This is a genomic window from Pseudomonas sp. HY13-MNA-CIBAN-0226 (assembly GCF_040310305.1).
GTDB classification, from domain to species: domain Bacteria; phylum Pseudomonadota; class Gammaproteobacteria; order Pseudomonadales; family Pseudomonadaceae; genus Aquipseudomonas; species Aquipseudomonas gregormendelii.
The window spans coordinates 130,792-143,741 of record NZ_JBEOPS010000001.1 but is presented as its reverse complement, the minus strand read 5'-3'; the positions used below and the strand labels follow the sequence as shown (position 1 = coordinate 143,741).

The window sequence follows — 12,950 nt, the reverse complement described above, 5'->3', positions numbered from 1 at the left end:
TGTGGAAGCGAACCTGCTCGCGATAGGGCCAGGCCTGCTGATGCTCTACTCGCTAAAAGCCATCCCGTGCTTCTGCTTGGTGGTTTTCACCGCTTCCAGCACCGCCAACAGGCAATCATCACGATAGCGCTCCAGCGCTGAAATGCTGTGGGTACCCAATTGATCACTGGTCCCGTCGACCACATCGTCAATCAACTTGTCGGTCAGTTCCGGCGCCGGCAGGTAGGTCCACGGCAACTGCAACGCCGGGCCAAACTGCGCCATGAAATGCCGCATGCCGGCATCGCCGCCTGCGAGGGTATAGGTCAGGAAAGTACCCATGAACGACCAGCGCAGACCCGCGCCAAAGCGAATGGCATCATCGATTTCACCGGTGGTCGCCACACCATCGTTCACCAGGTGCAGCGCCTCACGCCACAGCGCTTCGAGCAATCGGTCGGCGATAAAGCCGGGTACTTCCTTGCGCACATGCAGCGGACGCATGCCCAGGGATTCGTAGACTTTCATCGCCGCTTGAACAGCTTCCGGAGCCGTGTTTTTACCGCCCACCACTTCCACCAGGGGCAGCAGGTAAACCGGGTTGAACGGGTGGCCAACGACGCAGCGTTCCGGGTGGGTCGAACTCTCGTAGAACTCGCTGGGTAACAGGCCCGAAGTGCTGGAGCCGATCAAGGCGTCGGGTTTGGCTGCTGCACTGATCTTGCTGTGCAATTCGAGTTTCAGGTCCAGGCGCTCGGGGGCGCTTTCCTGAATGAAATCGGCATCGCGCACACACTCTTCGATGGTCGCGACAAAGCGCAGGCGATCCTGCGAAGCGCCGGGGGCCAGGCCTTGTTTTTCCAGGGCGCCCCAAGCGTTGGCGACGCGTTTGCGCAGGGCGGCTTCAGCACCAGGAGCGGGGTCCCAGGCCACTACGTTGAGGCCGTGGGCGAGGGCGCGGGACACCCAGCCGCTGCCGATGACACCGCTGCCCAGGGCGGCGAAGGTTTTGATTTCGGTGATGAACGTCATGGCGACTTCCTAAAAGAATTCGGTGATCCCTGTGGGAGCGGGCTTGCCCGCGATGACGGTATTCCTGCCGAAGAAAATGTATCGGTAGTACCGGCGCTATCGCGGGCAAGCCCGCTCCCACAGGTGAGGTGTGATTCGGCTCAGCCGCGCTTGGTCAGGCCCATTTTTGCCCGGCCTTCGGCTGGGGTCAGGACACGGGCGCCGAGGCGGCTGAGGATTTCGCTGGCGCGCTCCACCAACTGGCCATTGGTGGCCAACACGCCCTTGTCCAGCCAGATGTTGTCTTCCAGGCCGACCCGCACGTTGCCGCCGAGCAGTACCGCTTGCGCAGCCATCGGCATCTGCATGCGTCCGATGCCAAAGCCGGCCCAGACGGCGTTGGCTGGAAGGTTGTCGACCATGGCTTTCATGGTGGTGGTATCGGCCGGTGCGCCCCACGGAATGCCCAGGCACAGCTGGAACAGCGGATCATCGAGCAAGCCTTCCTTGATCATCTGCTTGGCAAACCACAGGTGCCCGGTGTCGAAGATTTCCAGCTCGGCCTTAACGCCCAACTCTTGTATGCGCTTGGCGCCCGCGCGCAGTTGCGCCGGTGTGGATACGTAAATGGTGTCGCCATCGCCGAAGTTCAGCGTGCCGCAATCCAGGGTACAGATTTCCGGCAGCAGCTCTTCGACGTGGGCCAGGCGTGTCAGGGGGCCGACCAGGTCAGTGTTGGGGCCGAATTCCATCGGGTTTTCGCCAGCGCCGATTTCCAGGTCGCCGCCCATGCCGGCGGTCAGGTTGACGATGATGTCGACGTCCGCTTCGCGGATGCGCTCCATCACTTCGCGGTACAGCGCCACATCCCGGCTGAACTTGCCGGTTTCGGGACTGCGCACATGGCAATGCACCACGGTGGCGCCGGCCTTGGCCGCTTCCACGGCCGCCGCTGCGATTTGCTTCGGGGTGACCGGTATGTGCGGGCTCTTGGCGGTCGTGTCGCCAGCACCGGTAAGTGCGCAGGTGATGATGACGTCGTGGTTCATGAGGCAGGTTCCTGTTCTTTAGGGGAATGGCGGGCGTGATGAGTCCGTTAGCAGCCCGTTGGGGGCTGCAATTGGGCGTTCAGTCAGGGTTTATTTACTGGTCAGTTTCAGGTTTTCAGCGGCCGGTTTGCCGTCGAAGGTGGTCACGCCTTCGAGCCAGCGCTGTTTGTCCTGGGGGTGATCATTGAGCCACTGTTTGGCCGATTCGAATGCCTCCTTGTGATCCAGCAGCGGCTGCATCATCCGGCTCTCGTCTTCGGCGGAGTAGGTCAGGTTACTGAGCAGGCGGCCGATGTTCGGGCATTGCTGGGCATAGTTCGGCGAGGTAACGGTCCAGACGGTGGCCATGCCTTCGTTCGGGCCGAGCGCATCGTCGCTGCCGGTGAGATAGGTCATCTGCACATTAACGTTCATTGGATGCGGCGCCCAGCCGAAGAACACCACGGCTTCCTTGCGCCGCACGGCACGATCCACTGCCGCGAGCATACCGGCCTCACTGGACTCGACCAGCTGGAATTTGCCCAGGCCGAACTGGTTCTTGGCGATCATCGCCTTGATCTGGGTATTGGCACCCGAGCCTGGCTCGATCCCGTAGATCTTGCCGCCCAGTTCTTTCTCGAACCTGGCGATGTCGGCGAAAGTCTTCAGGCCTTTGTCTGCCAGGTAGGTCGGCACGGCAAGGGTCGCGCGGGCGTCTTTGAGGCTTGGCGCATCAAGCACCTTGACCTGTTTCGCGTCGACGAAAGGAGTGATGGTCTGGGTCATCAGCGGGTTCCAGTACCCCAGGAACAAGTCCAGGCGCTGGTCGCGGATCCCGGCGAAGATGATTTGCTGGGACGCGCTGGTTTGTTTGGTGTTGTAGCCGAGGCCGTCTAGCAGCACCTGAGTCATGGCGCTGGTGGCGATCACGTCGGTCCAGTTCACCACGCCCATGCGTACGTTCTGGCAAGAAGCGGGTTCGGCCGCCATGACACTGGCGCTCAGGAAAGCGGTACCGCTCAGTGCAAGAACACAGCTGCTGATGAGTCGTTTCATGTCGGGTTCCTCGGCAGACGTTATTGTGGGTTCCGATGTCTATGTGCACCGGTGATGCCAAGTTACGCAGCTAAGACCCCGTCAACACGCACTACGGCGACCAGCTCTTGCACTGGAGCGACCTGCCCCTTGAATGCCGCTTGCAACTGGCGTATCAACGTCCACACGCTTCCCGCCCTCTCGTTACTTGCCAGTCGAGTGCGCTCCATGTCCCAGGATTTCTACTTCTTGTTGATGCCGGGTTTTTCGGCCATAGGGTTTATCTCGGCCATCGAGCCGCTGCGGGTGGCCAATCGCTTTCGCGGTGAACTTTATCGCTGGCATGTGCTGAGCGCAGATGGCGGTGCTGTTCTGGCCAGTAACGGCATGTCGGTCAACGCCGATGCCGCGCTGGAGCCGCTCGCAAAAGGGGCGACGTTGCTGGTAGTCGCCGGCTTCGAACCGCTGAAATTCGCCACGCCCGCGCTTGAGCACTGGCTGCGCCGGCTGGACAGCGACGGCGTGACCCTGGGCGCCATCGACACCGGCAGCTTCGTCCTCGCCGAGGCAGGGTTGCTTGAGGGCCATCGCCTGACCCTGCACTGGGAAGCCATCGACGCGTTCAAGGAGTCCTATCCGCTGCTCAGCGTCACCCAGGAGCTTTTCGAGATCGACCGCAGGCGCATTACCTCGGCGGGCGGCACGGCGTCAATTGACCTGATGCTCGATCTCATCGGCCAGGCCCACGGTCCGGAACTGGCGATTCAGGTCAGCGAACAATTCGTACTCGGTCGCATCCGCCCGCGCAAGGATCACCAGCGCATGGAAGTAGCCAGTCGGTACGGCATTCGCAACAAGAAACTGGTGCAGGTGATCGGCGAGATGGAACAGCACAGTGAGCCGCCGTTGAGTACGCTGGCCCTGGCCGAATCGATCAAAGTGACGCGGCGCCAGCTGGAGCGCCTGTTTCGCTTGCACTTGAATGACACGCCGAGCAATTTCTATCTGCGATTACGACTGGAAAAGGCCCGGCAACTGCTGCGGCAGACGGACATGAGTGTGCTGGAAGTGAGCATTGCGTGCGGGTTTGAATCGCCGTCGTATTTCACCCGCAGTTATCGGGCGAAGTTTGAGCGGTGCCCGCGGGAAGACCGACGTACCGCAAAAGCATGAACACAGAAAATGTAGGATCTGCGTGGGCTATTACTTCTTCATCAGCGCAGAACACGCCGCCTTGTACGCCTCATGCTGATATTTGTTCAGCGTCCCCGGCAGTTCAAAATTGTGCTTCTTGGCCTGGGCATTGATCGTCTGTGGCGACAGCAGCGTCACCTCACAACTGTCCAGCAACTGAAAAACTCCCTCGATCTTGAAGGTGGTCGGCCCACCGGCAAACTCGCCTTTCTTACTGCGCTTCTTGATCACGATCCGGTCGATTGAGTTCTCCCGAATGAACGATGCCACCTGTGCGGCAAACACTTTGACGTTGGCCGCTTCGTCGTCATCGTCCAGGGCAATTTTCTTGGTGGCCAGGGGCAGGTGGCTGAGCGCCTGATTGTCGAGGGACGCGACGGCGATGATGGCTTCACTGCCTTTGATTTCAATGCCGCAGATTTTCATTTCGTGCCCTTCTAAGTCGGTGAAGTGTGATGGTGGCGCAGCCTTGAGGTGAAGTCACGGCATGAGTGTTACAGGGTGGTGGACTGCCCCCGACGATCCAGTTCAAACACTTTGTTCTGTTGCAGGCGCGTCTTCAGCCAGCGTTCGGCTTTGCCCATCTTGCGTGTACGGGCCCAGAGCAGGTCAACACCCACATGCCAGTCGGTGTGGGGATACGCACCCAACTGCAGTTCGACCAGTTCGCCATTGGCCAGTTCACGCTGGATCAACTGGCGCGGCAACGTGGCCCAACCGAGGCCGGCACGGACCATTTCCAGCAGCGCCAGGTAGTTTTCGGCCTGCCAGATCCGAGTGGAACGCAGGTACTCGCTGCTGGGCAGCTTTTCGGCGTGTGCGCTAAACGCCAGGCGGCGGTGCACGTGCAGGTCTTCGAAGGTCACGCTGCTCAATTTCGCCAGCGCATGTGCGGGGTGACAGACGTGCAGCATGATCAGCTTGCCCATCTGCTGGAATTCGAGCTGCGGCGGGTACTGCGGCTGGGAGAAGGCGATCCCCAGCACGGCCTGGCCCTGGGCTACGAGTTCGCTGACATCCCCATATACAGGGTGCCTGATCACCAGATCGACATAGGGGAAAGCCTCTTCGAACTCCAGCAGCACCGGCATGACGGCGTTGTAGGGCGTTTCAATGGCCAGTGACACGCTGGGTTCGATCGCGTCGGACAGGCAATCCGCATGGGCCTGGAGGGTCAGGCAACGTTCCAGCACCGACTGCGCCTGCAACAACATTTTCTGGCCGGCCTGGGTCAGCACCGGGTTGCGATTCGAGCGATCGAACAGTTCCACGCCCAGGTCCTGTTCCAGATTGGAAATCGCCACGCTCACGGTTGATTGAGTCTTGCCCAGCTTGCGCGCGGCCGCCGAGAACGACCCGCTGTGCACGGCCTGGACGAATGTTTGCAACTGGTCCAGAGAGAACTGCATGGGCGTGACCTCAAGCGAATATATCTATCGTTAAAAACGATGGTTGCTCATTTGCTCCATCGTTTACAAGCAGAGAATATCGGACCTGAAACGACCTCTTCTGCTGCATCGATTTGCGCTGTGCCTGGCCTGTGGACGCCTCCCAGGACTACAAGAAAAAAGCACTTCAGGAGACATTCGATATGAGCAATTCACAGGTTCATCCGGTGGACGAAATCCTGCCGGTTCGCCAGTTGGTGACATTCGGTTTGCAGCATGTACTGGTGATGTATGCAGGTGCGGTGGCGGTACCACTCATACTGGGCAGCGCACTGGGGCTGACATCGGCGCAGATAGTGACGTTGATCAATGCGAATCTGCTGACGTCGGGCATCGCCACGATGATTCAGACCCTCGGCTTCTGGAAGTTCGGGGCGCGCCTGCCGCTGATACAGGGCTGTTCATTCATTGCGCTGGCACCAATGATCATGATCGGCAAGGAGTTCGGGCTCACTGAAGTGTTCGGCGCGGTGATCGCGGCGGGGGCGATCACCATTGCCATGGCGCCCGTGTTCAGTAGGTTGCTGCGGTTCTTTCCGCCCGTGGTGATCGGCAGCCTGATCACCATCATCGGCATTTCCCTGATGCCTGCCGCGGCAATCTGGCTAGGTGGCGGCAATCCTGATTCCGCAGATTTCGGTGCGCCATCGAACCTGCTGCTGGGGCTGGCCACGGTCATCGTTACATTGGTGATCTATGCCAGGTTTTCCGGCTTCATTGGCAACCTAAGCGTATTGATCGGCTTGTTCGTGGGCAGCCTGATCGCGGCAGCGTTCGGCATGACGCACTTCGGGCAGGTGAGCAGCGCAGCCTGGTTCGAGCTGAGCCCGCCCATGGCCTTCGGCATGCCGCAGTTTTCACTGATGCCGATACTGGTCATGACGTTGGCGATGTTGGTGATCATGGCCGAAACCACCGGTAACTGCCTGGCGATCGGCAAATTGACCGGCAAGACCACCACGCAAACAACTCTTGGCAATGCATTCCGTGCCGATGGGCTATCAACAATGCTCGGCGGGTTGTTCAACAGCTTCCCCTACAACGCCTTCACCCAAAACACCGGCCTAATTGCGCTCTCCAACGTCAAGAGCCGGTATGTCGTGGCTTCGGCGGGGGCAATCATGGTGCTGATGGGCCTGTTTCCCAAACTGGGTGCGCTGATCGCAGCGGTGCCGACGCCGGTGTTGGGCGGTTGCGCCGTGGTGATGTTCGGCATGACCACGGTGGCCGGTATCCAGGAGCTCTCACGGGTGACATTCGAGGGGACTCGCAACGCAATCATCGTTGCCGTATCGATAAGCGTCGGTGTGCTGCCGATGTCGTTCCCGGCGCTGTTCGAACACGCCAGCGGCACTCTCAAACTGGTACTGGAAAGCGGAATCTTCCTCGGTGCGATCACCGCGATTGTGCTCAATATCCTGCTCAATCCGCAGAGCAGGCGCGAGCCGGTGGCACCCGCCGCCGAGCTGGCCGACTGACAGGTGTTTAGCCCCTGGCCGACGCGGTCAGGGGCACAGTTGAACATAATAAGGAGTTTTACATGACAAGCTTCACTTGCGCTGTACCTGCCGGCATCACCGAGCTTGATCTGCAACTGCTGCGCCGCTCTCTCGAACTGGCAGAGGACTCGAAGGCCCGTGGTCGTCATCCGTTTGCTGCACTGGTCGCCGATGGGGCCGGTAACATCATTGCGGCGGCGGGCAATAATTCCATGCCGCCGGAAGGCGATCCCACCCAGCATGCCGAACTCGCTGCAGCCGCGCAGGCGGCCAAGCTGCTAAGCCCGGCAGACCTGGCACAATGCACGCTCTACACCAGTGCCGAACCCTGCTGCATGTGTGCGGGGGCGATTTACTGGACGGGCATTGGCCGAGTGGTCTACGCGCTGTCCGAGCATGCCTTGCTGGGGCTCACGGGTGGCCACCCGGAAAACCCGACGTTCTCGTTGCCGTGCCGGGAAGTGTTCGCGCGCGGCCAGCGACAGATTCCGACATTCGGGCCGATGTTGGAAGCAGAGGCTGCGCGCGCGCATGAAGGGTTCTGGACGTGACTGGGTAGGGCGGTTTTTGCTGAGTGGAGGCGGGGCTGCCTCCCTTGGCTTTGGGGTTTGATGCTGGGGTTTAATGGTGGAAAAGATCGCAGCCTCGTTGCACTCGACAGCTCCTACACAGCTCCTGCACCGCTTCTACGGAGGCAATTTCCTACAGTTCGAGTTGATCGGCGCCTATTCCAAATGCAGCGGCAATCTTTTCCCGGGTCGCCTTTCGAGGCTTGGCAACTGTCTCCTGCTGGGCGAAGGCCGGCTGAGAAATACCCATACGTTTGGCGACTTCGTCCTGGGTGAGGTTAAGGTGTTCACGCCAGGCGCGAATAGGCGTCGCTCCGTCAACGATACGACTGACTACCTCGTGAGGAATCAGATCGGGTTCAATTTTGCGTGCGACGTACTGGGCATAGGGAATGACGACGAAAGCGGGATTGCCATCCGCATCGTTGATGATTTGAACGTCAGTAGGTGCGTTCATCGCGTTTCTTGACCTCTTGAATACTGACCACTTTGATGACGCCATCCCAGTCGAACATGACGCGATAGCTACCCACTCGTAGTCGGTAGGCGTAGTCATGTCCCACCAGTGCTTTGACATTGTTCACGTCCGGCATGCAAGTCAGTAGCGTGACAGCATCACGGACTTTAACCTGATGGATGGAGTGCAATTTCAACAGCTGCTTAACGGCTTTGCGTGTCCAGTGGATGCTGTTCATTGGAAGAATATAAGTCTTTTATAAGACTATCAATCTTTACTTATATTCTCGCGAAGGCAAAGGCATCAACCGTGTCAGAATATTGCTCGGATTTCTAACTCACTCCTGCCCGATCGACTCCAAAAACTCCGACCTTTCATCACTCATGCGTGCAATGCAGTCATTTTGCGCAATGGTGAACGCCTTGCTGCCACTCGTCGCCGGGAACGCTTCGACTGCGCAATCGGCGTCTCGCGTCTTCAGCCATTGTTGCTGCGCCGCTTTGATTTTTGCGGTGATGTCTGCCAGCTGGGTCGGGTTCTTGCCGTAGAGTATTTGCATGCGCTCGGCCAGGGTCTGGTAGTTGTCCTTGAGCAGGTCTTCGGCGGCGGTTCGGCCATAGACCGAGCATTCGAGGGTCTGGACGTCGTTTTCGACAGCGTCGCAGGGGGTGGTCTCGGACTCTTCTTCCGCGTGTACGGCCGTGGCGATCAATGCCAGAACCAGAAAGATCATTTTCATTGCGCTGCCGTCCCTCATTCCAGTTGAGCCTCAGTGAAGCATCCAGTCGTGCAGCGGATTCTGGCTCAACCTGACGGGCTTGAACAGGCGGGCGAGCAGGGGTGGCGACGACCCTTTGTCGCGGATTGACGCTTTCGGCAATTCCCCTGTCGTTTTTGCACCCGGCTGTCCCGGTGCTCAGGCATATGCTGGCTCCAAAGCGCCGGCACACGATTCGGCGCATGAATCGACAATAGGGGACAGCCTGATGAGCCCAGCCGAACTGCACGCCGACAGCATCGTTATCGACGGGCTGATTATCGCCAAGTGGAACCGTGAGCTGTTCGAGGACATGCGCAAAGGCGGCCTGACGGCGGCCAACTGCACCGTGTCGGTGTGGGAGGGCTTCCAGGCCACCGTCAACAACATCGCCGCGAGTCAGAAGCTGATTCGTGAAAACAGCGACCTGGTCATTCCGGTTCGCACCACCGCCGACATCCGCAAGGCCAAGGAGCAGGGCAAGACCGGTATCCTCTTCGGCTTCCAGAATGCCCACGCCTTTGAAGACCAGATCGGCTATGTCGAGGTGTTCAAGCAGCTCGGCGTCGGTATTGTGCAGATGTGCTACAACACCCAGAACCTGGTCGGTACCGGTTGCTACGAGCGCGATGGTGGCCTGTCCGGTTTCGGTCGTGAAATCGTCGCCGAGATGAACCGAGTTGGCGTGATGTGCGACCTGTCCCACGTCGGTTCGAAAACTTCTGAAGAGGTGATTCTCGAATCGAAGAAACCCGTCTGCTACTCCCACTGCCTGCCGTCGGGCCTGAAGATTCACCCGCGCAACAAATCCGATGAAGAACTCAAGTTCATTGCGGATCACGGTGGCTTTGTCGGCGTGACCATGTTCGCGCCGTTCCTCGCCAAGGGCATCGATTCGACTATCGACGACTACGCCGAAGCCATCGAATACACCATGAACATCGTCGGCGAAGACGCCATCGGCATCGGCACCGACTTTACCCAGGGTCACGGCCAGGACTTCTTCGAGTACCTGACCCATGACAAGGGTTACGCCCGCCGCCTGACCAGCTTCGGCAAGATCATCAACCCGCTGGGCATCCGCACCGTCGGCGAGTTCCCGAACCTCACCGAAACCCTGCTCAAGCGCGGCCATAGCGAGCGCGTGGTGCGCAAGATCATGGGCGAGAACTGGGTCAACGTGCTCAAAGACGTCTGGGGCGAATAAGCCGCCGCACTTCTGAATCCTTACCTGCGGCCATCCGCGCCGCAGGCAACACCCCAATTTTTCTGGAGTTATGTTTCCATGGCCAAGATCGCCCCGCAATTGCCTATCGAAGTCGACAGCGAGACCGGTGTCTGGACCTCCGATGCCCTGCCGATGCTGTACGTGCCACGTCATTTCTTCGTCAACAACCACATGGGCATCGAGGAAGTGCTGGGCGCCGACGCCTATGCCGAAATCCTCTACAAGGCCGGCTACAAGTCCGCCTGGCACTGGTGCGAAAAAGAAGCCGAATGCCACGGCCTTGAAGGCGTCGCGGTGTTCGAGCACTACATGAAGCGCCTGTCACAACGCGGCTGGGGCCTGTTCAAGATCCAGGACATCGACCTCGATAAAGGCACCGCCAGCGTCAAGCTCGAGCACTCCGCATTCGTCTACGTGTACGGCAAGGTCGGGCGCAAGGTCGACTACATGTTCACCGGCTGGTTTGCCGGTGCCATGGATCAGATTCTGCAAGCCCGCGGCAGCCAGATCCGCACGGTTGCCGAGCAAGTCTACGGTGGCTCCGAAGAAGGCCACGACGACGGTTTGTTCACCGTCAAGCCGTTGTAAGTCGAGGAACCCGCCATGGCTTTCGAAGCAATGTTCCAGCCGATCCAGATCGGCAAACTGACCATCCGCAACCGCGTGCTCAGCACCGCACACGCGGAGGTCTACGCGACCGACGGCGGCATGACCACCGACCGGTACGTCAAGTATTACGAAGAGAAAGCCAAGGGCGGGATCGGCCTGGCCATTTGCGGTGGTTCTTCGGTCGTGGCCATCGACAGCCCGCAGGAGTGGTGGAGCTCGGTGAACCTGTCCACCGACCGGATCATTCCGCATTTCCAGAATCTTGCTGACGCCATGCACAAGCACGGCGCCAAGATCATGATCCAGATTACCCACATGGGCCGGCGTTCGCGCTGGGACGGCTTCAACTGGCCGACACTGATGTCGCCGTCCGGGGTGCGCGAGCCGGTGCACCGTGCTACTTGCAAAACCATCGAGCCGGAAGAAATCTGGCGGGTTATCGGCAACTACGCGCAAGCGGCACGCCGTGCCAAGGCCGGTGGCCTGGACGGCGTCGAGTTGTCCGCCGTGCACCAGCACATGATCGACCAGTTCTGGAGCCCGCGCGTCAACAAGCGGACCGATGAGTGGGGTGGCAGCTTCGAGAACCGTATGCGTTTCGGCCTGGAAGTATTAAAAGCCGTGCGCGCCGAAGTCGGTCCCGATTTCTGCGTCGGCATCCGCTTGTGCGGCGATGAATTCCATCCGGATGGTTTGTCCCACGAGGACATGAAGCAGATCGCCAAGTACTACGACGACACCGGCATGCTGGACTTCATTGGCGTGGTGGGCTCGGGTTGCGACACCCACAACACCCTGGCCAACGTGATCCCGAACATGAGTTATCCGCCGGAGCCGTTTCTGCACCTGGCAGCCGGTATCAAGGAAGTGGTCAAGGCCCCGGTTCTGCACGCGCAGAACATCAAGGATCCGAACCAGGCGACGCGCATTCTCGAAGGCGGTTACGTCGACATGGTCGGCATGACCCGCGCGCACATCGCCGACCCGCACCTGATCGCCAAGATCAAGATGGGCCAGATCGACCAGATCAAACAGTGCGTCGGTGCCAACTACTGCATCGACCGGCAATACCAGGGCCTGGATGTGCTGTGCATCCAGAACGCAGCGACTTCCCGTGAATACATGGGCGTGCCGCACATCATCGAAAAGACTACCGGGGTCAAACGCAAGGTCGTAGTAGTGGGTGCCGGGCCTGCCGGTATGGAGGCAGCGCGCGTGGCCGCCGAACGTGGCCACGACGTGACCCTGTTCGAGAAGAAGGAATTCATCGGTGGGCAAATCACCACGGCGTCGAAAGCGCCGCAGCGCGACCAGATCGCCGGTATCACCCGCTGGTATCAGCTGGAACTGGCGCGTTTGAAAGTCGACCTGCGCCTGGGTGTGGCGGCCGATGCGCCGACCATTATGGACCTGCGCCCGGACGTCGTCGTGCTCGCCGTCGGCGGTCATCCCTTCCTGGAGCAGAATGAGCACTGGGGCGCGGCTGAAGGCCTCGTGGTCAGTAGCTGGGACATCCTTGATGGCAAAGTTGCGCCGGGCAAGAACGTGCTGGTGTACGACACTATTTGCGAGTTTACCGGCATGTCGACCGCCGACTTCCTCGCGGACAAAGGCAGCCAGGTCGAGATCGTTACCGACGACATCAAGCCAGGCGTGGCAATTGGCGGCACATCGTTCCCGACCTACTACCGCAGCATGTACCCCAAAGAAGTGATCATGACCGGGGACATGATGCTGGAGAAGGTCTACCGCGAAGGCGACAAGCTGGTGGCGGTGCTGGAGAACGAATACACCGGCGCCAAGGAGGAGCGGGTGGTGGATCAGGTAGTCGTGGAAAACGGCGTGCGCCCGGACGAAGAAATCTATTACGCGATGAAAGAAGGCTCGCGCAACAAGGGCCAGATCGACGTGGAAGCCCTGTTCGCGATCAAGCCGCAGCCTTGCCTGGAACAGAGCGGCGACGGCTACTTGCTGTTTCGCATCGGCGACTGCGTAGCCCAGCGCAACGTGCACGCGGCGATCTATGACGCGTTGCGGCTGTGCAAGGATTTCTAAGTTTTTGACGTCACCTGTGTAGGAGCTGCCGGAGGCTGCGATCTTTTGATCCTGTTTTCAAGATCAAGATCAAAAGATCGC

General features: G+C 59.6%; 14 protein-coding genes. 6 read left to right on the top strand and 8 right to left on the bottom strand.

What is annotated here, in order from left to right:
• Positions 1-45: 45 nt before the first annotated feature.
• From AAEZ05_RS00640 to choX, 3 genes are all read right to left on the bottom strand, one after another.
• Positions 46-1,011 (bottom strand): L-carnitine dehydrogenase, encoded by a 966-nt coding sequence (locus AAEZ05_RS00640; protein WP_045059890.1) that lies wholly within the window; start codon positions 1,009-1,011, stop codon positions 46-48.
• Between the two features lie 140 nt (positions 1,012-1,151).
• Positions 1,152-2,039 carry a 3-dehydrocarnitine:acetyl-CoA trimethylamine transferase CdhC gene (gene cdhC, locus AAEZ05_RS00635; RefSeq protein WP_205892073.1) on the bottom strand — a complete coding sequence of 296 codons (888 nt, stop codon included), beginning with the start codon at positions 2,037-2,039 and terminating at the stop codon, positions 1,152-1,154.
• A gap of 90 nt (positions 2,040-2,129) precedes the next feature.
• Positions 2,130-3,074 carry a choline ABC transporter substrate-binding protein gene (gene choX / locus AAEZ05_RS00630; protein WP_350646436.1) on the bottom strand — a complete coding sequence of 315 codons (945 nt, stop codon included), beginning with the start codon at positions 3,072-3,074 and terminating at the stop codon, positions 2,130-2,132.
• Positions 3,075-3,281: 207 nt separating this feature from the next.
• Here choX and AAEZ05_RS00625 point away from each other — a divergent pair, with 207 nt between their 5' ends.
• A complete protein-coding gene (locus AAEZ05_RS00625) occupies positions 3,282-4,226 on the top strand; it encodes a GlxA family transcriptional regulator (RefSeq protein WP_205892074.1) in 945 nt (314 codons plus the stop codon).
• A gap of 30 nt (positions 4,227-4,256) precedes the next feature.
• Here AAEZ05_RS00625 and AAEZ05_RS00620 read toward each other — a convergent pair whose 3' ends face one another.
• Together AAEZ05_RS00620 and AAEZ05_RS00615 are read right to left on the bottom strand one after the other, a co-directional pair.
• Positions 4,257-4,673 carry a DUF3010 family protein gene (locus AAEZ05_RS00620; RefSeq protein ID WP_045059894.1) on the bottom strand — a complete coding sequence of 139 codons (417 nt, stop codon included), beginning with the start codon at positions 4,671-4,673 and terminating at the stop codon, positions 4,257-4,259.
• Between the two features lie 68 nt (positions 4,674-4,741).
• On the bottom strand, positions 4,742-5,656 hold the full coding sequence (locus AAEZ05_RS00615) for a LysR family transcriptional regulator (protein WP_045059895.1): 915 nt from the start codon (positions 5,654-5,656) through the stop codon (positions 4,742-4,744).
• Positions 5,657-5,838: 182 nt separating this feature from the next.
• Here AAEZ05_RS00615 and AAEZ05_RS00610 point away from each other — a divergent pair, with 182 nt between their 5' ends.
• Positions 5,839-7,173 carry a nucleobase:cation symporter-2 family protein gene (locus AAEZ05_RS00610; RefSeq protein WP_045059896.1) on the top strand — a complete coding sequence of 445 codons (1,335 nt, stop codon included), beginning with the start codon at positions 5,839-5,841 and terminating at the stop codon, positions 7,171-7,173.
• Between the two features lie 62 nt (positions 7,174-7,235).
• Entirely contained in the window at positions 7,236-7,745 is a 510-nt protein-coding gene (locus tag AAEZ05_RS00605; RefSeq protein WP_045059897.1) for a nucleoside deaminase, read from the top strand.
• Positions 7,746-7,896: 151 nt separating this feature from the next.
• Here the strand turns inward: AAEZ05_RS00605 and AAEZ05_RS00600 are convergent, their stop codons facing one another.
• The 3 genes from AAEZ05_RS00600 to AAEZ05_RS00590 form a co-directional block, all read right to left on the bottom strand.
• Positions 7,897-8,220, bottom strand: coding sequence for a helix-turn-helix domain-containing protein (locus tag AAEZ05_RS00600; protein WP_045059898.1), 324 nt, complete (start codon positions 8,218-8,220; stop codon positions 7,897-7,899).
• Entirely contained in the window at positions 8,204-8,458 is a 255-nt protein-coding gene (locus AAEZ05_RS00595) for a type II toxin-antitoxin system RelE family toxin (protein WP_045059899.1), read from the bottom strand. The genes AAEZ05_RS00600 and AAEZ05_RS00595 overlap by 17 nt, the downstream gene beginning before the upstream one ends.
• A 99-nt stretch (positions 8,459-8,557) precedes the next feature.
• Positions 8,558-8,959 (bottom strand): lysozyme inhibitor LprI family protein, encoded by a 402-nt coding sequence (locus AAEZ05_RS00590; RefSeq protein ID WP_045059900.1) that lies wholly within the window; start codon positions 8,957-8,959, stop codon positions 8,558-8,560.
• Positions 8,960-9,206: 247 nt separating this feature from the next.
• Here AAEZ05_RS00590 and AAEZ05_RS00585 point away from each other — a divergent pair, with 247 nt between their 5' ends.
• The 3 genes from AAEZ05_RS00585 (at position 9,207) to dgcA (ending at position 12,869) form a co-directional block, all read left to right on the top strand.
• Entirely contained in the window at positions 9,207-10,184 is a 978-nt protein-coding gene (locus AAEZ05_RS00585; protein ID WP_008033250.1) for a dipeptidase, read from the top strand.
• 78 nt (positions 10,185-10,262) lie between these two features.
• Positions 10,263-10,793, top strand: coding sequence for a DUF5943 domain-containing protein (locus AAEZ05_RS00580; protein WP_034116150.1), 531 nt, complete (start codon positions 10,263-10,265; stop codon positions 10,791-10,793).
• 15 nt (positions 10,794-10,808) lie between these two features.
• On the top strand, positions 10,809-12,869 hold the full coding sequence (gene dgcA, locus AAEZ05_RS00575; protein ID WP_045059901.1) for a dimethylglycine demethylation protein DgcA: 2,061 nt from the start codon (positions 10,809-10,811) through the stop codon (positions 12,867-12,869).
• Positions 12,870-12,950: the final 81 nt, after the last annotated feature.

What these genes read in the sequence shown, in the direction of transcription:
- AAEZ05_RS00640 (WP_045059890.1), bottom strand. Translation starts at nt 1,011, where the DNA reads ATGACGTTCATCACCGAAATCAAAACCTTCGCCGCCCTGGGCAGCGGT.
- cdhC (WP_205892073.1), bottom strand. Translation starts at nt 2,039, where the DNA reads ATGAACCACGACGTCATCATCACCTGCGCACTTACCGGTGCTGGCGAC.
- choX (WP_350646436.1), bottom strand. Translation starts at nt 3,074, where the DNA reads ATGAAACGACTCATCAGCAGCTGTGTTCTTGCACTGAGCGGTACCGCT.
- AAEZ05_RS00625 (WP_205892074.1), top strand. Translation starts at nt 3,282, where the DNA reads ATGTCCCAGGATTTCTACTTCTTGTTGATGCCGGGTTTTTCGGCCATA.
- AAEZ05_RS00620 (WP_045059894.1), bottom strand. Translation starts at nt 4,673, where the DNA reads ATGAAAATCTGCGGCATTGAAATCAAAGGCAGTGAAGCCATCATCGCC.
- AAEZ05_RS00615 (WP_045059895.1), bottom strand. Translation starts at nt 5,656, where the DNA reads ATGCAGTTCTCTCTGGACCAGTTGCAAACATTCGTCCAGGCCGTGCAC.
- AAEZ05_RS00610 (WP_045059896.1), top strand. Translation starts at nt 5,839, where the DNA reads ATGAGCAATTCACAGGTTCATCCGGTGGACGAAATCCTGCCGGTTCGC.
- AAEZ05_RS00605 (WP_045059897.1), top strand. Translation starts at nt 7,236, where the DNA reads ATGACAAGCTTCACTTGCGCTGTACCTGCCGGCATCACCGAGCTTGAT.
- AAEZ05_RS00600 (WP_045059898.1), bottom strand. Translation starts at nt 8,220, where the DNA reads ATGAACGCACCTACTGACGTTCAAATCATCAACGATGCGGATGGCAAT.
- AAEZ05_RS00595 (WP_045059899.1), bottom strand. Translation starts at nt 8,458, where the DNA reads ATGAACAGCATCCACTGGACACGCAAAGCCGTTAAGCAGCTGTTGAAA.
- AAEZ05_RS00590 (WP_045059900.1), bottom strand. Translation starts at nt 8,959, where the DNA reads ATGAAAATGATCTTTCTGGTTCTGGCATTGATCGCCACGGCCGTACAC.
- AAEZ05_RS00585 (WP_008033250.1), top strand. Translation starts at nt 9,207, where the DNA reads ATGAGCCCAGCCGAACTGCACGCCGACAGCATCGTTATCGACGGGCTG.
- AAEZ05_RS00580 (WP_034116150.1), top strand. Translation starts at nt 10,263, where the DNA reads ATGGCCAAGATCGCCCCGCAATTGCCTATCGAAGTCGACAGCGAGACC.
- dgcA (WP_045059901.1), top strand. Translation starts at nt 10,809, where the DNA reads ATGGCTTTCGAAGCAATGTTCCAGCCGATCCAGATCGGCAAACTGACC.